The organism is Psychroflexus aestuariivivens (assembly GCF_004010055.1).
In the GTDB taxonomy this organism is placed as follows: Bacteria; Bacteroidota; Bacteroidia; order Flavobacteriales; family Flavobacteriaceae; genus Psychroflexus; species Psychroflexus aestuariivivens.
This window is the reverse complement of record NZ_RQVT01000023.1, coordinates 1-21,494: the sequence shown is the minus strand read 5'-3', so window position 1 is coordinate 21,494 and position 21,494 is coordinate 1. Positions and strand designations below refer to the sequence as shown.

The window sequence follows — 21,494 nt, the reverse complement described above, 5'->3', positions numbered from 1 at the left end:
AACAATTTGTCACTATTTTGAATACTTTTGTTTTTTAAAAACAAACGCCATGAAAGCATTATCACTTTTTCTGATTTCAATTTTGTTCACAACGAACTCAATTTTAGCTCAAGACAATCAAACCGAAACTGAAGTCAAACCTACTGTGGTTGAAAAATTTAAGTCCGTCGTAGAAGATGCGAATAATTATCAACAATATAAGGTAATTGAGAAAACTGAAATCAACGCTACAATTGATTTGGTTGAAAAAGCTATAAATGATTATGAAGCTAAAATAGCAGATTTAGAAAAAAATATCAACACACAAAATTCTGAAATTTCTAGTCTGAAAGATGAAGTTTCCGATTTGAAGGCACAATTAACCGAACTTCAAAATGAAAAAGATGAAATGCGCTTATTTGGATTAGCTTTTACTAAAGCAAAATACAATATCATCATGTGGTCTATTGTTGCTGTATTGATTTTATTACTATTAATTTTCATTTATAAATATAATAGAAGTATGGCATTAACTCGCCAAGCGAGAGAAAACCTGAAAAATCTAGATGAAGATTACGAAGAATATAAACGAGTTGCGCTTGAAAAGCAACAAAAACTTGGGAGACAGCTTCAAGACGAAAAAAATAAAGTTCAAAAAATGAATAAAGGCGGACAAAAAAAGCAATAAAAAAATAACGCTTTTGTCTATTACCCAAATTTAAGCTAAAAATCAAATCAGTGTTTTTATGAGAATTGATATTATCACAGTGGTGCCAGAAATACTGAAAAGTCCTTTTGAAGCCTCTATTCTAAAACGCGCAATAGATAAGGGTTTAGTAGAAATCCACATCCATAATCTAAGAGATTATACAAATACAAATTACAAACAAGTCGATGATTACCAATACGGTGGTGGCGCTGGAATGGTTATGATGCTAGAACCTATCGATAAATGCATAACAAAATTAAAATCTGAAAGAAAATATGACGAAATCATATACATGTCTCCCGACGGTGAAAGGTTGAATCAAAGTTTAGCAAACTCCATTTCACTTCAAGAGAATTTGATTATATTATGTGGTCATTATAAAGGCGTTGACCAACGTGTAAGAGATCACTTTATAACGAGGGAAATTTCAATAGGAGATTACGTCCTTTCAGGCGGTGAACTTGGTGCTGCCGTCCTTTGCGACAGCATTATCCGTTTAATTCCAGGAGTTTTAGGCAATGAGACTTCTGCATTAACCGATGCATTTCAAGATAATTTATTATCACCACCAATTTATACAAGACCTGCTGAATATAAAGGCTGGAAAGTTCCTGATATTTTATTGAGTGGGCATCAAAAGAAAATCGACGAATGGCGCGATGAAAAGGCCTTATTGCATACCAAAGCTAAACGACCAGATTTACTAGACGAAGAATATTGAAAATGACTTGTTTAAAAAGTATTTTTGTTTATTTTTGCAGTCGCTAAATCAACCTCTGACGATAATCGTGTACGTTGGCTTAGAATATATTTAAACATTATCAAAATGGATTTAGTAAAATTTGTTCAAGACGAGTTTGTAGAAAAAAAAGACTTTCCTGAGTTTTCTTCAGGAGACACTATTACAGTGTATTACGAAATTAAAGAAGGACAAAAAACACGTACACAGTTTTTTAAAGGTGTTGTTATTCAGGTTAAAGGTAGCGGAGCTACAAAAACTTTTACCATCAGAAAAATGAGCGGTACAGTTGGTGTAGAGAAAATATTTCCAATCAATATGCCTGCAATTCAAAAAATTGAAATTAATAAAAGAGGTAACGTTAGACGTGCTCGTATTTATTATTTCAGAGAACTTACCGGTAAAAAAGCAAGAATTAAAGAAAAAAGAGCAAATTAATCCCTCTTTATTCAAAACAAAAAAAACCTTTTATCATTCGATAAAAGGTTTTTTGATTAAAAGCAGTTTTATTAAAGTAAAAGCATTATTTTTTTAAAATCAAATCTTTATATTTGGCTAGTTTGTTGAAAGTATTCGATTTTTTATCCTTAATAAAAAAATAAATCTACTTTTAATTGTAAAGAAAATATTTCAATTCAATAAAAAAAATAAATCTTATGGTAGAGCAACCAACTCAAATTATTTACACGAAGACAGATGAAGCGCCAGCTTTGGCAACATATTCATTTTTACCAATCGTTAGACGTTTTACACATTCCGCAGGTATTCATATAACTTCTAAAGATATTTCGCTCGCGGCCAGAATTTTAGCAAACTTTTCAGATTACCTCAAAGAAGATCAGAAAATTGAAGACACATTGCAATATTTGGGAAAATTAGCTAAAAAACCAGAAGCCAATATTATAAAACTCCCAAACATTAGTGCTTCTCTTCCACAATTGACAGCCGCTATTAAAGAACTTCAAAATAAAGGATACGCAATTCCTAATTATCCAGCAGAACCTGAAAATGATGAAGAGCAAGAAATAAAAAGCAGATACGCTAAAGTCTTAGGTAGTGCAGTAAATCCAGTATTGAGAGAAGGAAATTCCGACAGACGTGTAGCTCAACCCGTTAAAGAATACGCACAAGACCACCCACATAAACTAAGAGAATGGTCTTCAGACTCAAAATCTCATGTAGCCTCAATGTCTGAGGGCGATTTTTATGGCAGCGAAAAATCTGTTGTATTAGAACAAGAAGATGATGTCAAAATCTCTCATTTTGATAAAGACGGAAATGAGACGGTACTGAAAGCTAGTACAAAATTAGAAAGCCAAGAAGTTATTGATGCCTCATTTTTAAGCAAAAATTCGCTTAGAAAATTTTTAAAAGCTGAAATTGAAGACGCTAAAAAGCAAGATATTTTATTTTCGATTCACTTGAAAGCTACAATGATGAAAGTGTCGGATCCAATTATTTTTGGTCATGCAGTCACAGTTTATTTCGAGGAATTATTTAAAAAATACAAGTCTGAATTTGAAGAAATTGGCGTGGACCCTTCTAATGGTTTAGGTGATATTTATGCTAAAATAGATCAATTACCAGAATCGAAAGCCAAAAAAATCATCAAAGATTTGGAATCCACTTATAATGAAAAAGCGGATTTAGCAATGGTAGATTCTGACAATGGAATTACCAACCTTCATGTACCTAGTAATGTAATTATAGATGCTTCCATGCCTGCTGCAATAAAATCTGGAGGTAAAATGTGGAACAAAAATGACCAAACTCAAGAAATGAAAGCGGTTATTCCAGATAGAAGTTATGCAGGTATCTATCAACAAGTTTTTGACTTTTGTAAAGAAAACGGTGCCTTTGATGTCAAAACTATGGGAAATGTTTCTAATGTTGGTTTGATGGCGAAAAAAGCTGAAGAATACGGATCTCACGATAAAACTTTTGAAATTCCTAAAGACGGTCGTGTAGATGTTATTAATAAGTCTGGTGAAGTTTTAATGTCTCACGAAGTTGAAAGTGGTGACATTTGGAGAATGTGCCAAACCAAAGATTTACCAATTAAAGATTGGGTTAAATTAGCAGTTGGCAGAGCTAAAGCAACAGGAAATCCAGCTATTTTCTGGCTAGATGAAAATAGAGCGCATGATTCTAATTTAATTAAAAAAGTCAATAAGTATCTTAAAGATCATGATTTATCTGGATTAAAGGTAGAGATTATGAATCCAAAAGATGCAATGCAATATACTTTGGAACGCGTAAAAGATGGTAAAGACACAATTTCTGTAACAGGAAACGTATTGAGAGATTATCTCACCGACCTCTTCCCTATTTTGGAACTTGGAACTAGCGCCAAGATGTTGTCTATTGTTCCATTACTTGCTGGTGGCGGACTTTACGAAACTGGAGCTGGCGGATCTGCTCCAAAACACGTTCAACAGTTTATAAATGAAGGTCATTTAAGATGGGATTCTCTTGGTGAATTTTTAGCTTTAGCAGTTTCTATAGAAGATATCGCTGAAAAAACGAACAATGCAAAAGCTAAAATTATTGCCAAAACATTGAATGCAGCAAATAGTAAATATCTTAAAAATGACAAATCTCCGTCAAGAAAAGTCAATGAAATAGACAATCGTGGAACTCATTTTTATTTAGCATTGTATTGGGCTAAAGCGATAGCCGCTCAAAATGAAAATTCTGATTTGCAATCTGAATTTGAAAGAGTAGCAAAATATCTAGAAGATAATGAGGAAAAAATCAATGAAGAATTACTAAAAGCACAAGGTCACGAAAATAATATCAACGGATATTACTTTCCAGATGAAGATTTAGTAACCAAAGAAATGCGACCTAGTGAAACCTTGAATAAAATAATAGACGAAATCAAATAAAATCTAGTTTCACCCGATTTAAAAAACCCTGATTCATTCATTGAATCGGGGTTTTTAATTTTGAAATTAAAAAATATTGGACATAAAAAAAGCTTTCAGATTCAACTGAAAGCTTTTAAATATTTGATAAACGCTAAGTTTATTTGTTTTTCTTAAACTTAGAGTATTTGTTTTTAAACTTATCAATACGACCAGCACTATCTACAAGCTTAGTTTTACCAGTGTAAAATGGATGAGAAGTTCTTGAAATCTCTAATTTTATCAATGGATATTCATTACCATCTACTTCGATGGTTTCTTTAGTTTTTGCTGTAGATTTAGTCAAGAATACATCATCGTTAGACATATCCTTAAAAGCAACTAATCTATAATTTTCTGGATGTATTCCTTTTCTCATTATATGCGTCTTTACTAATTTATTTCAGAATGCAAATTTAAGTAAAAGTATGAATTAAACAAATCTTTTTTAATTGTTTTATAAAATAATACTTACCGTTGATTTTCTAAAAATGCTTTGACTTGATTGGTCAATTTTAAATTATCGCCAATAATTTTTGTTTCAATAGGTAAATAATATAATTTACTAGAATCTACAAAATTTCTCAAACGAACATAATCTTTTTGGGTGGTCAAAATTAGACTTCTACTATTAATTGACTTCAAATCAGATTCAGAAAAATGATGATGATCAGGAAATTTCAAATGTTCAAAATTTTTATTTCTCTCTTTCAGAAAACTCAATAATGGCTGTGGATTCGCAATTCCAGTCACCAGTGTAAAATCGTCAAAATCATTCAACAATACAGTCTTTATAGTATTATCTTTATTATTCATCACAGAATCTGCGTAATCAATATAGGAAAACAAAATATTTTGATTTGAATTCGGATTGAGTTTTTTTATTATTTCTTGTTGATTTTCTTTACTTAAATTTTTCGGGCATTTTGTCACCACAATACATTGAGCACGCTTGGCTCCTGCCTTGGTTTCACGTAAATTTCCAACAGGCAAAATAAAATCGTCACAATACAAATCGCCATAAGCTGTGAGTAAAATATTGAAGTCTGCCTGAACTTTGCGATGCTGAAACGCGTCATCCAACAAAATTAAATTTGGGGAATATTTCGATTTTAATAAATTGGAAATTCCATGTTGACGATCTTCATCTACCGCAACCAAAATGTTATTAAAGTTCAGTTTAAACTGAAGCGGTTCATCACCCACATCTTTTGCAGAACTGTTTTCAGACACAACCTGATAACCTGAAGTTTCCCTTTTATATCCACGGCTAAGCGTTGCAATTCGAAATTCATTATTCAAGTTTCTTAATAAATATTCTATCATCGGGGATTTTCCAGTGCCACCAACATTCAGATTACCTACGCAAATCACAGGAACTTCAAAAGATTTTGATTTCAAAATATTTAAATCAAAAAGCCAATTACGAATATTAGTAATTATCGCATATAAAATACCAAAAGGAAACAATAAATATCTCAGAAATTTCATAGCTACGAAAGTATAATTTTTAATTTTATGGTCTAAAAATAATTCTGATGATTGTAAAAGATTTTACCCAAGCTTTAGAAGAAATAGCACCTTTAAATTACGCTGAAGATTTTGACAATGTAGGTTTGCTCGTGGGCGAATCAAATATGAAAGTAAGCGGTGTCTTAATAACATTAGATACACTAGAAAATGTTGTGAATGAAGCTATCGCAAAGGATTGCAACCTAATTGTTAGCTTTCACCCCATCATTTTTTCTGGTTTGAAAAAACTGAACAATCGCACTTATGTCGAAAAAGTTGTTCACAAAGCCATCAAGAACGATATTGCAATTTATGCCATTCATACTGCGTTAGACAACACTTTTGAAGGCGTAAATGCGATGATTTGCGATAAAATTGGACTTCAAAATCGAAAGATTTTAGTCCCACAAGCCAATACAATAAAAAAACTGACCACTTACGTACCAAAAAATAATGCAGAAGAAGTTAGAAATGCTTTATTTGAAGCCGGTGGTGGAAATATTGGAAATTACGACCAGTGTAGTTTCAATATAGACGGATTGGGAACTTTCAAAGGCAATAAAAATTCAAATCCTGTTATTGGAGAAGTTGGCAAAACACAATTTGAACCCGAAGTTCAAATTAATATGACGTTTTCAAAACACCTTCAATCCAAAATACTCCAAGCACTTTTCAAATCTCATCCTTATGAAGAAGTTGCTTACGAAGTTGAAACTTTAGAAAATTTTGATCAAAACCGTGGAATCGGTATGATCGGAGAATTAAAAGATGAGACTGATTCTAAAGTTTTTCTAGAAAACATTAAATCAATATTCAAAACAGGTTGTATCAGGCATTCAAAAATAACAAAACCGACAATCAAAAAAATAGCCGTACTTGGCGGAAGTGGAGCATTTGCTATTCCGAAGGCAATTGCAGCAGGAGCAGATTTGTATCTTACTGCAGATTTAAAATATCACGACTTCTATAAAGCTGAAAATCAGATTATTTTGGCGGATGTTGGACATTATGAAAGTGAACAGTACACAAAAGAATTAATACATGCTTTTCTTACGAAAAAATTCCCTAATTTTGCACTCGTTTTATCAAAAGAAAATACCAACCCAATTCAATATTTTTGACTATGGCAAAGAAAAAAGAGGTTACAGTTGAGCAGAAACTAAGAGCTTTATATGATTTACAGCTTATCGATTCGCGTATAGATGAAATTAGAAACATGCGAGGAGAACTACCTCTTGAAGTTGAAGATTTAGAAGATGAAGTCGCAGGTTTGACTAAAAGAATCGAGAAACTTTCTGCTGATTTGGAAGTGACTGAAGAAAAAATCAAAGACAAAAAGCAATTCATTACTCAGGCTGAGTCAATGATAAAAAAATACAAAGGTCAGCAGGATAATGTTAGAAACAACCGAGAATTTGATGCACTTACTAAAGAAGTTGAATTCCAAGAATTGGAAATAGAGTTAGCTGAAAAGCACATCAAAGAATTCAAGGCACAAATTGAGCACAAAACCAAGGTAATTGAAGATACCAAAGAAAAATTGGAAGCAAAACAATCTCATTTAGATCATAAGAAATCTGAATTAGACAGCATTCTTCAAGAAACAGAAAAAGAAGAAACTTCGCTTAAAGAAAAATCAGACAAGTTCAAAAGAGATATTGAAGAACGTTTGGTGAAAGCTTATAACCGTATTCGCACTAATGTGAAAAACGGAATGGCAGTTGTTACTATAGAAAGAGGCGCATCAGGCGGTTCATTTTTCACTATTCCTCCACAAGTTCAGGTTGAAATTGCAGCCAGAAGAAAAGTCATTATAGACGAACATAGTGGTAGAATTTTGGTTGATCAAGAACTGGCAAAAGAAGAAGAAGAAAAAATGGAAAAGATGTTTGCTAAATTAAGCTAACCTCTGATATTCTCATATTATTAAAAAGCTCGAGTTTGTCTCGGGCTTTTTTTATGAGTTAAATTTAACAAGTGCTTAAATACAAAACCACCGAATAAATTTTAATTTTAAACAAAAACTATGAAAACAATTGTTTATGCTTCACTCATTGCTTTACTCAGCTTTGGATGCTCCGAGGCGCAAAATCAAAAAAGTGAATCCAAAATCAAATCAGAAAGTTTTGATGATCAAAAATATGAACGTGCTTATTTTGCTAGTGGTTGTTTCTGGTGCGTAGAAACTATTTATGAAAGTTTAAAAGGTGTAGAAGAAGTTTTTTCGGGATATTCTGGCGGACATACCAAAAACCCGACTTATCAATCTAGCAATACTGGAAGAACTGGTCATGCTGAAGCTGTGGAGGTTATTTACAACCCAGATGTGATAGATTTTTCTACTTTAGTTGATGTTTATTTTGGATCTCAAAACGTAACACAGCAAAATGGACAAGGTCCAGACATCGGTTCTCAATATCGTTCAATTATTTTTTACACAAATTCTAAAGAAAAAGAAATCATTGACGAAAAAATAAAACGTTTATCCAAAGAATATGAAAAACCTATTGCTGCTGAAGTCAAAGCATTCGATAAATTTTGGATGGCTGAAGAAAACCACCAAGGCTATAAGGAAAATAATCCTAACAACCGGTATATTCAAAATGTTTCTATTCCGAGATTCAATAGGTTCAAAGCTAAATTCCCTGAATTACTCAAACCAAAATCTGAACGATAATACATGAATTTTCATTGAAATAAGAAACGCCGCAAAGTAAAACTTGCGGCGTTAATTTATTAAGAAATATGAGAACAATTGCTAATAGATGACTTAATAACAATTGCATTTACAAATTAAAGATAAAAGATAGAGTTTGAATTACGGTTCGACCGTAAAATTATTACGGTTCAACCGTAATTTTTAACTTCATATATCTATCTAAAAAATGAAAAATTTTCACTATTATATTTATAAATTAAAATAACCTCTTGTTTATCAGTTTTTTATATTTTAAATGAAAAAAATTTAATTTTTTAATCTATTAACTATTTAGAATCATTCACAATAATGATGATGAATAAGGAGTATTCTGAATACAGTTAGCTATAAATCAAAAAAACCTCTTTAAAAAAAGAGGTTTTAAGAAAATGTATTTTAGTGAGTTAGTTTTTAATAAAGCCCAGTAAAATATAATTGAAATCTTCTGGATGTGTAAATACAAGTCCATGTGGGGCATCTTGGATAATTTCTAATTTAGAATTCGGAATAATATCCGCTGCTTTTTCTCCGGAAACTTCTAAGGGCACAATCTGGTCGTTATCGCCATGAACAATTAATGTCGGAATATCAAATTTTTTGCAATCTGTTCTAAAATCTGTTTTTCCAAAACTATCTACGCAATCTAATGTGGCTTTGCGAGAAGCTTGCATTGCTATATTCCAATTCAGATCTACCATAGCCTGGCTTATTCTTGTGTCTTTGAAATTTTCAAAATTCACAAAATTCTTTCCAAAATCTTTGAAAAAATTAGCTCTGTCATCGGATATTCCTTTTTTCATATCTTCAAAAACAGATTCATCCACTGCATCGTTTTCATCAGTTTTAAGCATAAACGGTGTAACCGCACTTACTAAAACTGCTTTTGATAGTTTACTGGTTCCGTATTTTCCGACATATCTGGCAACTTCTCCTCCACCCATAGAAAATCCAACTAATATGACATCATCGAGTTTCAATTCTTCAATCAAGTCTTTAAGGTCTTTTGCTAAGGTGTCATAATCGTATCCACTCCAAGGTTTTGTACTTTCACCAAAACCACGTCGGTCGTAGCTAATGACTCGGAATCCTTCGTCAACCAAAGTTTCAACTTGGTATTCCCACATTTTATGACTCAAAGGCCAACCGTGTATTAAAATAACTGGTTGTCCTTCTCCGTAATCTTGATAAAATAGTTTTACAGCTTGTTGTTTTTCTAATGAAGATGTATTAATCTGACTCATAATTATAATGTTTTCATCTAAATTATTAAAATAGTTCTAATTCAGCATCAGATTAAAAAAAGTTTAACCTGATTCGCTAAAGTGAGGCAAAAAAAAAGCCCATTCAATTGAATGGGCTTTAATCATCATATTTCTAAAAAGGAAATTATTTGTTTTCCATTTTATCTTTAAGTGCTTGCAATTCTGCATTGGCATCACCAAAAGTTGTTTTCTTAGATTCGTCTTCCGACTTTTTAGCCGCTTTCTTAACGATCTGAGCCTCTTCTTCTTTATGAATAGAAGTGTGAGAAGCTACAACTCTTTTGAATTCTTTATTGAATTCGATGACAATAAATTCAGCTACTTCGCCTTTCACAAGCTTGCTACCATCTTCTTTTTCAAGATAACGTTGCGGAACAAAAGCAGTCACATCTTTATTGAATTCAACGGTTGCACCTTTGTCAACAATTTCTGTAACAGCTGCTGTGTGTTTTGTACCTACAGCGAACTCATCTGCGTATTTATCCCAAGGATTAGTTTCTGTTTGCTTGTGACCTAAACTCAATTTACGTCCATCAACATCTAGTTCAAGAACGACAACGTCTAGTTTGTCACCAACTTTACAGAATTCAGATGGGTGTTTGATTTTCTTAGTCCAAGATAAATCAGAGATGTAAATCAATCCATCAATACCTTCTTCGAGTTCAACAAATACACCAAAGTTTGTAAAGTTTCTAACTTCGCCAGTATGCTTAGATCCTACAGGATATTTATTTGTAATATCTGTCCATGGGTCTGGTGTCAATTGCTTGATACCAAGAGACATTTTTCTGTCATCACGATCTAAAGTTAAAATCTTAGCTTCCACTTTATCACCAACATTTACAAAATCCTGTGCTGATCTTAAATGTGTACTCCAAGACATTTCTGAAACGTGAATCAAGCCTTCTACACCTTCTTCAACTTCAATGAATGCACCGTAATCTGCGATAACTGTAACTGTTCCGTTAACAACATCACCAACTTTTAGTTTTTCATCTAAAGCATCCCAAGGATGTTTGCTCAATTGTTTTAAACCAAGCTGAATTCTTGTTTTATCTTCATCGAAATCAAGAATTACAACATTCAGTTTTTGATCTAATTCAACCACTTCGTTTGGATGGTTAATTCTTGACCAAGATAAATCTGTAATATGAACAAGTCCATCAACACCACCAAGATCAACAAATACACCATAAGAAGTAATGTTTTTAACAACACCTTCTAGGACTTGACCTTTTTCTAGTTGACCGATAATTTCTTTCTTCTGCTCTTCAATATCTGCTTCAATTAAAGCTTTATGAGAAACGACAACGTTTTTGAATTCATGGTTGATTTTCACAACTTTGAACTCCATATTTTTTCCAACGTAAGCATCGTAATCACGAATTGGCTTCACATCAATTTGAGAACCTGGTAAAAAAGCTTCAATTCCAAATACATCTACAATCATTCCTCCTTTGGTTCTACATTTCACCAAACCGTTAACGATTGTACCATCTTCTTGTGCTTTGTTAACACGCTCCCAAGCACGAATAACGCGCGCTTTTCTGTGAGAAAGAATCAATTGCCCTTCAGCATCTTCTTTCACATCGATAAGCACATCAACCGTGTCACCGACTTTCAGATCTGGATTGTAACGGAATTCGTTTAGAGAAATAACACCTTCACTTTTTGCATTGATGTCAATAATCGCATCCTGCTCGGTTAGGTGTACAACTTTACCTTCCACAACTTCATTGTGTAAAGTATCTACAAAATTTTCCTCAACCAATTTTTCGAATTGCTCTAACTGCTCATCGTCAACCTCATCAATACCTTCTTCGTACTTGTGCCAGTTGAAATCTTCTAAAAATTGTTTTGGATTTTGTTGTTGTTCAGAAGCAGTAATTGTTTGAGTTTGCTCTTCTGAGTTTGCAACAGATTGTTGCTCGTTTTTGTTTTCGTTTTCAGCCATATGCTGATTAAAAATTTGTATTCTGTTTGTCCAGGAAATTAAGCAAAACGCACAGAAGTGGTTAAATCATTTAAAGTCAATCCTTTGAAATTTCCTGTTTTGCTTTCAAAAGGAGTGCAAAAATACAGCTATTTTTTGAAAATCAAAAACTTACATGAATATTTTATTATTCGTCTGAAATTTTTTCTGAATAGAAGCCTTTTGAAAGTTCCGTAGAATCTTTCAATTGAGGTCTATACTTGATTTTATGACTAAAATATTTAAGTTGTTTTTCATTGACACACGGTAAATCTCCATCGCCAGTACTCCAAAAATAAACTGGTTCAACTGGTGAATAATAATTCATATTGCCAACTCTTTTGATTTCATATTCTGAATCTATGGCAGAATTTGGTGCAGGAACAACAAAGTTTTTCAGTTGAAAAATCTCAGATTCTAATTGATAATTCTTTGAAGATATTTCGCCATAACGAATTGGAAACAATAAAAACCAAATCACCACTATTTGCGAAAAACTTAATATTAGCAATCTATACTTTAAAGCGAATCGACTGAGACTCAAAAATAATAGCGCAAAAATAACTAAATAGTGTAACGCAAAACGGTATTGTGGTGAAGTCATTGCTAAAAAAACCAACTGAGCGATGAACGACAAATAAATCCACCAAATCGCTGATTTCAACTTCAAACGTAAAATTAGAATTGGTATTACAATCACAGACAATAGTAATGATAAATTGAAAATCAAACTAACTTTTGAATGCGTAAGCCATTTCCAAAACAAATCGAAAGTTGATAATAACTCGACTTCTTTTGTACTTGCAAAAAATTCCAACAATTTCTCTTTACGAAGTGAAAAATTATATAATGCTTCAGGAATTTGATGATTCAAAGTGAACAATTCACTAAATGAATCTGACGGAAATAATGGATAGCCGCTAATCACTAAATTTTTTCCAACCCAAAGTGAAGCAAAAACAAGAACAAGGCTAATCGTTTTAATATAAAATTTGAAAGATTTTGATTTCAATTTGAAAAACAAAACCAGGGGAAAAACAAGCAAACCAATAGCCGTGACCTTAATAAGCATTGCACTTAAGAAAACTAATAAAGCTAAATAAAAATCTTGAGGCTTAGGATTCGTAAACGATCTTAAAAAAAGGAAGCATAAAATAATTGAAGAAAAAATAACGCCAAAGTCTGGGGAAGGCACCACGCAAAATTCTAGTATAAACCAATTCAAAACTGGAATAAAAACTAAAAATTGAAATGACTTTTTTTGAAAATACAAAGTTTTCAAAGCATAAATATTCAGAACCTGTAATAAAAAAGCATCGAAATCATTGAATTTAACATTCAAGAAATGAAAACTGAACACAGATTGCAAAACATGCCATCCACTACTTTGCCCAAAAAACAAATGCAGATTTGCCAAACCCTCAACAAATCCATATTCATTCAGCCATTTGATGGTTTGCACATAATAATTCTCATTATCCAAAACACGTCCTAAAGACGCACTTTTTGCTAAAATCAAAAGAGAAATTATAAAAATCAAAATTTTATAACTTAGTGCAAATTGGCTTAGAATATGTAGAATTTCCTTATAAAACTGAAAAATCTGTTTTCTAAATAACCAACTGATCGATATATTTGAAAGTAAAAGAAACAAGTGAAATACAATTCCAAAACCTGAAAAAAACGCCCAAATATGACTTAAAACCAAAATTGAAATCAAACCCAGAACTAGATGTATGAGTTTATTTTTTAAAGGTTTTTTTAAAATACTAACTGCAACAAAACCAAAATTCACAAGTGTAAAAAAAATATAACACCAGGAAATAATAATTAGTAGCATCTATTTTTTTGGTTAAAAATGGAAACTCAAATATATGCTAATTTTTATTCAATTTCTTTCTCTTCTATTCTGATGGCTTCCTTTTTAGGTTTTACGCCGCCGCCGATATTTTTGGCTATATAATAGGTTATTTGTGCACCAAATAAGAAAATTACTACTGAATAATAAATCCAAATCAGAAGAATAACCAAAGAACCTGCCGCACCGTAAGTTGAACTCAAATCGTTGGTTCCCATATAGATTCCGATCAAAAACTTACCGACGACAAAAAGTAAAGCCGTAACCAAAGCACCAATCCAAGTATCTTTCCATCGCACTTTGGCGTCTGGTAAAATTTTATACATCAAAGCGAAAATAACAATCAGAACCAATTGTGAAATAATCAACTCTCCAATCGAAATCAAACGCAAGTTGACATCGACAATAATTTCATCGAGTTTACCAAATGCGTAAGAAACGATCGCATCCAAAATTAAAGACACAATAAGCACAAAACCAATAGACAATACGATGGAAAAGCTCAATAATCGGTTGATTGCAAACTTTAACCAACCTTTTTCAGGCTGTGGTTTGATATGCCATATGTGATTGATGGCATTTTGTAAACTTGCAAAAACCGTAGTTGCACTGAAAATCAAAATCAAAATAGCGATTCCTGCAGCGAAAGTAGAATCGGAATTTATTGCAAAATTTTCAATTATGTTTTCCAAAGTTTTTTGGGCATCCGCCCCCGCAATATTACTAACCTGAGCGAAAATTTCATTTCTAATTTCAGTTTTGCTGTAGAGACTCGCTCCAATGTTCAAAATAATAATCAGAAATGCGGGAAGACTAAAAATCGTATAAAACGCAGTTCCAGCTGCAAAACTCATGGACTGATTGGAAGTGAAATCTTCAACAGAATCCACAAGAATTTTAGTATATTTAAACTCTAAAAAGGCTTTAAATTTCCGTTTTATGGTTTTCAGCATTGAATTATAATTTTAATAATTCAAGTTTAACGAATAATCTCCAAAACTTACTTAACTAAATCTTAAACCTGAAACATAAAGACTCTAAGGCTTCATCATATAATGCTGAATTGCGGTTAAAACATCTCGATACGCCCAATGGCAAATTTCAGTCTCTTCAACTAAAGCCAATCCGCCTTTTTTAAATAAATGTTGAATTTCATCAAAAATAGAAATATTAGCTTCACCAAGTTCGCTTTGCAAATCATCTTGGATATTTTTTTTCAAAACTCCTTTTTCAGATTCATTTTGAATTATCTCAGCAAATTGATCTCGGCTTCGAATAGCCATTGAAATCTTTTGTTGAAGTGTTTCAGTCACAACTTCAAAATTTTCACCAAAAACTTGTTCTGATTCTAAAGTATTCAAAAAACATTGCGCAATACCAATAAAACAGGATGACATACAAACGCGCGCAAATTGTTCAAATGGAATGTGAAAAACTTTATAATTAGAATGATTTTCAATTGAATTGATCTGAAATCCAAAACTTTTAGGAATTTTAACATCTTTTAAATGTATTGTCAAAGAAGATGTGCTTTTTAGACCAAAAATTTCCCATTTTTCATCTGAAAATTTCACAGAAGATCTTGGTACAACAAAAGATGAAATTGCTCCAGAATCTTCGTTTTTAGCATTCAAGCTAAAATAATTGGCATGAGCCGCTCCTGAACATTTTGACCAGCTTCCGTTTAAAATTACCGTATTTTTTTTCTCTTTGAATGAGCCACTTTCCGAACCACTTCCGGCAATAACGGTCTTTGATGGCGAGAAAATAGTTTTAGCCGCTTCGGTTTCAAAAAAACCTGAAAACCAGTTGGCACCAGCACCAAGATTCAAAACCCAACCTAAACCACCAAAATGCGCGGCAGTTTCTGTAATATGTTGGCTAGCCGTTTTCAAATCTAATTCTAAACCGCCAAAGTCTTTCGGTACAAACATTTTGAACCAATTCCGCTCAAATAATTCTCTCAATAAATCTTCAGAAATTTCTGATTTCTTATAATCTTCAAGTGTAATTTTTCTCATAAAGCGTTTAGTGAAATTTTAATCACGACGATAGCTTGAAGTCGCTTCAAAAATATGTTCCAGAATCGTTCGATCTTCTTCAGTTAAATTCAAACTTCGGCGTTTCATCACAATATCAGCAACTTCAAAAACTTTGTTCAATTTGTAAGTGATGACACCTTGGCTTCCGCCCCAACTGAAACTCGGCACAAAATTTCTTGGAAATCCTGAACCAAAAATATTAGCGCTCACGCCAACTATTGTTCCAGTGTTGAACATCATATTGATGCTGCATTTAGAATGATCGCCCATAATAAGTCCGCAAAATTGAAGTCCCGTATCTTTAAATCGAGAGGATTCGTAATCCCAAAGTTTTACACTGGCATAATTATTTTTCAGGTTTGAGGTGTTGGTATCTGCGCCCAAATTGCACCATTCGCCGATGACGGAATTCCCCAAAAACCCATCGTGTCCCTTGTTAGAAAATCCCTGAATCAAACTATTACTAACTTCACCGCCAACTTTAGAATGTGGACCGATGGTGGTTCCAGTATAAATTTTCGCACCCATTTTGACAGTGGCGTGATCGCAAAGTGCAAAAGGACCACGAATAGCAGCATTTTCCATGACTTCAGCATCCTTGCCAATATAAATCGGTCCGTCTGTTGCGTTCAACGTGCCATTATAAAGTTTGGCTCCTTTTTCAACAAAAATTCTTTCTTTATTGAAACAAGTGACCGTTTCTGGAATACTTTCAGAAGTTCGGCCTGCTGTTAAAATTTCAAAATCCGCTTCAATCGCACGATGATTTTTGGAAAACAAATCGGTGATATGTTCAACATAAAGCAATTCAAAATGAATTGGAATGGTGTTCAGTTTTGAAATATCCAAAGTTGAATTCTTATCCAAAATATAAGCGACAATAGTTTCGCCATGCATCAAAACCTCATCTTTTTTCAAATTCTGAATCGCAGAAATCAGTGCTGAATTCGGGCAATATCTGGCGTTGATATACACATTTTCAGAAGAAATAGTTTTGGGAAATTTTGAAGTTAAATAATTTTCAGTTTGGTATGAAATTTCAGAATTAAAGGCTTTTTCCCATTTTTCTGAAATTTTTAGAATTCCGAATCTTAAATCTGCAATTGGACGGGTAAAAGTCAATGGCAGAAATTGACTCCTGAGGTGATCGTCAAATAATATTGGATTCATAAGAGAATGTTTAATGTGTTCTTAAGTGTTTTAGTTTGACGCTAAATTTAGTTAATTTAGCCATTCAAATAAAACGAAAATTATGTCAGTAGCCAAAAAACAATATAAAAGAATTACGGTAAAATCGCTTGGTGAAATGAAAGCGAATAACGAAAAGATTTCTATGTTGACGTCCTACGATTTCACAATGGCGCAAATCGTAGACCAAGCTGGCATTGATGTGATTTTGGTCGGCGATTCTGCCTCGAATGTGATGGCAGGTCACGAAACTACGCTTCCTATAACTTTAGACCAAATGATTTATCACGCCTCTGGCGTCATTCGTGGGGTAAAACGCGCTTTGGTAGTTGTAGATTTACCTTTCGGCAGTTACCAAAGTGATCCGAAAGAAGCTTTGCGTTCTTCCATTAGGATTATGAAAGAAAGCGGTGCGCATGCTGTAAAAATGGAAGGCGGTCGAGAAATTAAAGATTCTATCAAACGAATTTTGAAAGCTGGTATTCCGGTGATGGGACATTTGGGATTAACTCCACAATCAATTTACAAATTCGGTACTTACACTGTTCGCGCTAAAGAAGAATACGAAGCTGAAAAACTCAAAGAAGATGCTTTGATGCTAGAAAGAATTGGTTGTTTTGCCATTGTTTTGGAAAAAGTTCCAGCCAAACTTGCTGCTGAAGTTGCCCAGAGCGTTCAAGTCCCTGTGATTGGTATTGGCGCTGGCAATGGCGTAGATGGTCAAGTTTTGGTTGTACACGACATGTTGGGTATGAATAAAGAATTCAGCCCGCGTTTTTTACGTCGTTATACCGATTTGAACAGCATCATGACGGAAGCTTTTCAGAAATATAATGATGATGTTAAGTCTAAAGCATTCCCAAGCGATCAAGAACAGTATTAAAAATTAGTGGTAATATATTTTACAGCGACTTTTGAGTAACTTCATAAGTCGCTTTTTTTATATTTAAAAAGCAAAATAATCAGAATTGGATTTTTTTTAAACCGTTAATCAAAACTAATCGACAAATTGGCTTTAAAGACAAAATTATCGCTGGTTTTGTCAAAACTATACGCGCCATAACGGTAAAATCCGCCAACTCCCAGACCTAAATAATACAAGTCCAAATATTCAATTTTTAGAATTTTGGTCAATTCTAAACCGACTTCTGTAAAAACTTGGTCTTTGATATTAAATTCATAATTCTGCTGTTGTGGATTAGCCAAATCGCCCCAACCAAGATTATGATGCAAGATAATTCCAGGCTTAAAATTACCAGATTTAAAAATCAAACTTCCAAAGTCGTGGGTTAAAAACACATGCGCGTAACGGTCGGACAAAAATTCGTAAGGCAACATGGTTTGAAACGTGTTGGGCATCACAATAGCAATATCGTCGTCATTGCTGCCTTCTCCAGTAAACATCAAGCCGATTGGCAAAGCAGAATCTACATAGCCAGCTTGCAATCGGTAAGTGGTGCTACCAAAATTTTTAGTAAAAAACCGCTGGTGAATGCTAGCTTCAATTTTATTAAAATCGAATTGACTGTCCCAAATTCCTGAGAATCCATGCGCATAGCGCAGATTGAAAATTGGGTAATCGGTTCCTAAACTCATGCGCTGAAATTGATTATCTACAATTTTCTCACGATGCGCATATCGAAGTCCAAAGGTGGCTTCTGTATTATAATAATCGCCAAATGAACCTGCTGAATTGGTAAAAAGATAATCATATTGTGGAGAAACTCGAGTTCGGGACAATCCTACCAACCAAGTGGCATATTTAAAATCGCGTCGCACAAATTCAATCGCGTATCGCTGAATGCGATCCATATCTGAAGCAATTACATCTCGCAAATCATTAAGGACAGAGCTTTTGCGAGTCATTCCAGAAGTTCCAATCTCACGAACATCGTTTTGAAAATTCAAAGTCAGAAACATATCCTGATCACGATTCAATTTAAAATCTAGATGTCCACCGAATTTCCAAGTCTCATCTTCAAAACCATAAGCGATGTAGCCACCGATTTTGACGTTTTTCATCAACTTCTCATTGGTTTGAATCCCTGCGCCCAAACGGAAACCTTCATAACGATTATAACTGAACAGCCTACCGATTGGAATATCAAATTTGCCCCACGGAATGAGTCCTTGGGAGAGTTTGTTGGATAATGTGATGATCTTGTCAAACTTGAATTCTTTTCCCACGCTGTCAATCACTTTATAGGTGTTCAGGTCTCGTTGAGAAAGCTTTTCTTCACGATTTTCCTGCCAAAAAATTGAATCTTTTTGCGGGGCGTCTTCATTGTATTTCAAATAAACTTCAGAAAAATCACTTTTTTGTAAATCTGGCTGAAGTTCAATATCTCTGATATAAGATTTGCCATTCACAAAAATACCTGCACCACCAGAACTGTTCAGTTTCAAATCATAATTGAGTTGTTCTGGAAACCAATATTGCTCATTTACAAACTGGTATTTCTGTTGAATTTTCAAAGTCATCAACAAATCTTCATCGGGTTCTGCTACCACATTTTGAATGCCGTAATTCCTAGAATTGATGTGAAGAAAACCTTTTAAACCTTCAATATTTTTATCAGGTTTTGGACAAAATGAAATGATATGAATCGTATCTGTTCCGACAGGAATGCTTTCTTCCAAAACGTAATCGTATTTTTTCATACTTCCGTCTGCAATTGGATTCAGGAAATGCATATCCAATAAATCTATGGTCGGTTCGTAAAACGTAAACGGCTGTAATTCTGTAGCTAAAGCCACGAAATACGGGTTTTTGAAACCAGAAACGCGTGTCCCAATCACTTCTTCTTCACTTAAATCTGGTGGCAAAAATTTACGCTTAGTTACCGATTCCATAAGCATGATGTTGAAGTCTAAACTTTTGGTCAATTTTTCGGTTTTGGTCAGCGTGTCGTAAGCTTTTCTGAATTCAGGTTTTTTAAGTGAATCCTGAAGTCTTATTCTTAGCGAATCTTCTTGGGTTTGCTTGTCTTCACTATCGAAAACGGTGCGATTGTAAGATTTGTAGGTGAAACCACCCAAGTTTTCTGGATTATTTTTGGCTTTATTGGCTATAACTTTTCTGATGATGGCAAGTGCTGGATTTTCAGCATTCGTAATGACAACTTCGTCTAAACTTTCTTCAGATTTGGTCAGCTCTATTCTGATATTTTTCAGCTGTTTGGGACTAAAACTTTCAGTGACATATCCCAAATAACTCACAGTAATTTTAGAGATGTCTTCATTGGTGCGAAATTTGAATTTCCCATCAATATCGGAAATCGTTCCTTTAGATTTTTGATTATTGAATATGATGTTGGCAAATGCCAAAGGCGATTGATTTGTAGCGTCAACTACGACACCAGACACCTCAGTTTGACTATAAATCTGATTCACAAATAGACAACACAGCACTAAAATTTTGAATTTCATAAGACATTATTATAGTTTTTAAAAACACAAACTTTTAATTGAACTTCAAATCAAAGTATCTATTCAACTTTGAATTCAACAATTTTAAGATTTTATTTTCAAAAAAAAACGTCAACACACGGGATTTAAGAGTAATATTTATCTTATTGATAAAATGCTAAATACCAACAATTTAAATCTCAGCTTAACATTAGCTTTATAAAACTGTCGTTTTCTTAACTCATTTCTAAGGTAGACCTAAAGCTTACATAGTATTATCATCACATTCAACTAAAATCAAAAACAAAAACATCTGCTACTTTCAAAAAAAATTTAAACTCTATAAATTATGAAGAAAGTTACAAGTGTTTTACTGCTACTTTGCAGTATCCAATTTGGTTTTGGCCAAATCATTAGTCAGTATGTAGAAACTGACTCAGGCACAAGTCCTAAAGGTATTGAAATTTGGAACAACACCGACGCCACCTTAGATTTTGCAGCTAACAATTTAGTGGTTGAAAAAGGAACAAATGGCGGGGCACCTTCGGAAGATATCACAGTTGATGCAGGAACATTGTCACCAAATGCTGTGATGATTATCGGCACCATTGATATGGAAACGCAAGCCACAAACAACAACGTTACTTTTGTTGAAAAATCATTTACATTTAATGGTGATGATGCTTTGGTCGTCAAATATGCAGATGTGATTACAGATGTTTTCGGAGAACCTGAAACAGATCCAGGTTCAAACTGGGCTAATAATGGTGTTTCTACAGCTAATCAAAATATTCAATTGATCAGTGGCATCACATCTGGTGATCTTGATGGATTTACCGATCCTAGCGAGCGTTTTGAAACAGTAAGTTCTACGCCTAGTGCAGCTGATGGAATTGATGGATTTGGTCTTGCACCTCAACAAACTACTGTTCAAGTAGAGCTGAGCATTACAGAAATTTTCTCAGGACAATCTGGTTCAGATTTAACTGCCGATTGGTTTGAAGTTAAAAACACTGGCTCTGTTGCTTATGACGCTTCTGTTCAAGGTGATTTATATTATGATGATGAATCTGCAGATGCAACTACAGCTGATTTAGTTCAAGATATTTCAACTTTGGCAACAGGCGAGATTGCCATAGTTTTAGTGACTGATAATCCTGCTGATGTGACTGATTTTGAAAACATTTGGGGTCAAGTTATTGACTTAACGGGTGTTCAAAT

General features: G+C 33.6%; 18 protein-coding genes. 9 read left to right on the top strand and 9 right to left on the bottom strand.

Annotated elements, in window-relative coordinates; translation table 11 throughout:
- Positions 1–49: 49 nt before the first annotated feature.
- The 4 genes from EIG86_RS04765 (at position 50) to EIG86_RS04750 (ending at position 4,315) form a co-directional block, all read left to right on the top strand.
- The gene (locus EIG86_RS04765) at positions 50–667 is read left to right on the top strand and encodes a V-type ATP synthase subunit I domain-containing protein (RefSeq protein WP_127845017.1); all 618 of its coding nucleotides are present in this window, start codon (positions 50–52) and stop codon (positions 665–667) included.
- 58 nt (positions 668–725) lie between these two features.
- Complete coding sequence (gene trmD, locus EIG86_RS04760; RefSeq protein ID WP_127845016.1) at positions 726–1,409, top strand: tRNA (guanosine(37)-N1)-methyltransferase TrmD; 684 nt, start codon at positions 726–728, stop codon at positions 1,407–1,409.
- A 105-nt stretch (positions 1,410–1,514) separates the two neighbouring features.
- On the top strand, positions 1,515–1,865 hold the full coding sequence (gene rplS, locus EIG86_RS04755) for a 50S ribosomal protein L19 (RefSeq protein WP_127845015.1): 351 nt from the start codon (positions 1,515–1,517) through the stop codon (positions 1,863–1,865).
- Positions 1,866–2,083: 218 nt separating this feature from the next.
- Positions 2,084–4,315, top strand: a complete 2,232-nt coding sequence (locus tag EIG86_RS04750; RefSeq protein ID WP_127845014.1) for an NADP-dependent isocitrate dehydrogenase — start codon at positions 2,084–2,086, stop codon at positions 4,313–4,315.
- 139 nt (positions 4,316–4,454) lie between these two features.
- Here the strand turns inward: EIG86_RS04750 and EIG86_RS04745 are convergent, their stop codons facing one another.
- Together EIG86_RS04745 and lpxK are read right to left on the bottom strand one after the other, a co-directional pair.
- Entirely contained in the window at positions 4,455–4,712 is a 258-nt protein-coding gene (locus EIG86_RS04745) for a type B 50S ribosomal protein L31 (RefSeq protein ID WP_127845013.1), read from the bottom strand.
- Positions 4,713–4,804: 92 nt separating this feature from the next.
- Complete coding sequence (lpxK, locus tag EIG86_RS04740) at positions 4,805–5,824, bottom strand: tetraacyldisaccharide 4'-kinase (RefSeq protein WP_127845012.1); 1,020 nt, start codon at positions 5,822–5,824, stop codon at positions 4,805–4,807.
- Between the two features lie 47 nt (positions 5,825–5,871).
- Here lpxK and EIG86_RS04735 point away from each other — a divergent pair, with 47 nt between their 5' ends.
- From EIG86_RS04735 to msrA, 3 genes are all read left to right on the top strand, one after another.
- A complete protein-coding gene (locus tag EIG86_RS04735) occupies positions 5,872–6,966 on the top strand; it encodes a Nif3-like dinuclear metal center hexameric protein (protein WP_127845011.1) in 1,095 nt (364 codons plus the stop codon).
- Between the two features lie 2 nt (positions 6,967–6,968).
- On the top strand, positions 6,969–7,751 hold the full coding sequence (locus EIG86_RS04730; protein WP_127845010.1) for a zinc ribbon domain-containing protein: 783 nt from the start codon (positions 6,969–6,971) through the stop codon (positions 7,749–7,751).
- Between the two features lie 120 nt (positions 7,752–7,871).
- On the top strand, positions 7,872–8,522 hold the full coding sequence (msrA, locus tag EIG86_RS04725) for a peptide-methionine (S)-S-oxide reductase MsrA (protein WP_127845009.1): 651 nt from the start codon (positions 7,872–7,874) through the stop codon (positions 8,520–8,522).
- 425 nt (positions 8,523–8,947) lie between these two features.
- Here the strand turns inward: msrA and EIG86_RS04720 are convergent, their stop codons facing one another.
- The 6 genes from EIG86_RS04720 to EIG86_RS04695 all read right to left on the bottom strand — a co-directional run bounded on the left by EIG86_RS04720 (position 8,948) and on the right by EIG86_RS04695 (position 16,847).
- The gene (locus tag EIG86_RS04720) at positions 8,948–9,784 is read right to left on the bottom strand and encodes an alpha/beta fold hydrolase (protein ID WP_127845008.1); all 837 of its coding nucleotides are present in this window, start codon (positions 9,782–9,784) and stop codon (positions 8,948–8,950) included.
- Between the two features lie 145 nt (positions 9,785–9,929).
- The gene (rpsA, locus tag EIG86_RS04715; RefSeq protein WP_127845007.1) at positions 9,930–11,759 is read right to left on the bottom strand and encodes a 30S ribosomal protein S1; all 1,830 of its coding nucleotides are present in this window, start codon (positions 11,757–11,759) and stop codon (positions 9,930–9,932) included.
- Between the two features lie 166 nt (positions 11,760–11,925).
- Entirely contained in the window at positions 11,926–13,617 is a 1,692-nt protein-coding gene (locus tag EIG86_RS04710; protein WP_394342212.1) for an LIC_10190 family membrane protein, read from the bottom strand.
- Positions 13,618–13,661: 44 nt separating this feature from the next.
- Complete coding sequence (locus EIG86_RS04705; RefSeq protein ID WP_127845005.1) at positions 13,662–14,588, bottom strand: YihY/virulence factor BrkB family protein; 927 nt, start codon at positions 14,586–14,588, stop codon at positions 13,662–13,664.
- An 84-nt stretch (positions 14,589–14,672) separates the two neighbouring features.
- Positions 14,673–15,656: an acyl-CoA dehydrogenase family protein gene (locus EIG86_RS04700; protein WP_127845004.1), complete on the bottom strand. Its 984-nt coding sequence runs from the start codon at positions 15,654–15,656 to the stop codon at positions 14,673–14,675.
- 18 nt (positions 15,657–15,674) lie between these two features.
- The gene (locus EIG86_RS04695; protein WP_127845003.1) at positions 15,675–16,847 is read right to left on the bottom strand and encodes a GlmU family protein; all 1,173 of its coding nucleotides are present in this window, start codon (positions 16,845–16,847) and stop codon (positions 15,675–15,677) included.
- Positions 16,848–16,929: 82 nt separating this feature from the next.
- On the opposite strand from EIG86_RS04695, the gene panB reads away from it, so the two are divergent.
- A complete protein-coding gene (gene panB, locus EIG86_RS04690; RefSeq protein ID WP_127845002.1) occupies positions 16,930–17,748 on the top strand; it encodes a 3-methyl-2-oxobutanoate hydroxymethyltransferase in 819 nt (272 codons plus the stop codon).
- Between the two features lie 104 nt (positions 17,749–17,852).
- Here panB and EIG86_RS04685 read toward each other — a convergent pair whose 3' ends face one another.
- Complete coding sequence (locus tag EIG86_RS04685) at positions 17,853–20,294, bottom strand: DUF5686 and carboxypeptidase-like regulatory domain-containing protein (protein WP_127845001.1); 2,442 nt, start codon at positions 20,292–20,294, stop codon at positions 17,853–17,855.
- A gap of 328 nt (positions 20,295–20,622) precedes the next feature.
- On the opposite strand from EIG86_RS04685, the gene EIG86_RS04680 reads away from it, so the two are divergent.
- Positions 20,623–21,494, top strand: an 872-nt coding sequence (locus EIG86_RS04680; protein ID WP_205030460.1) for a hypothetical protein, incomplete at its 3' end; no start/stop codon positions are given.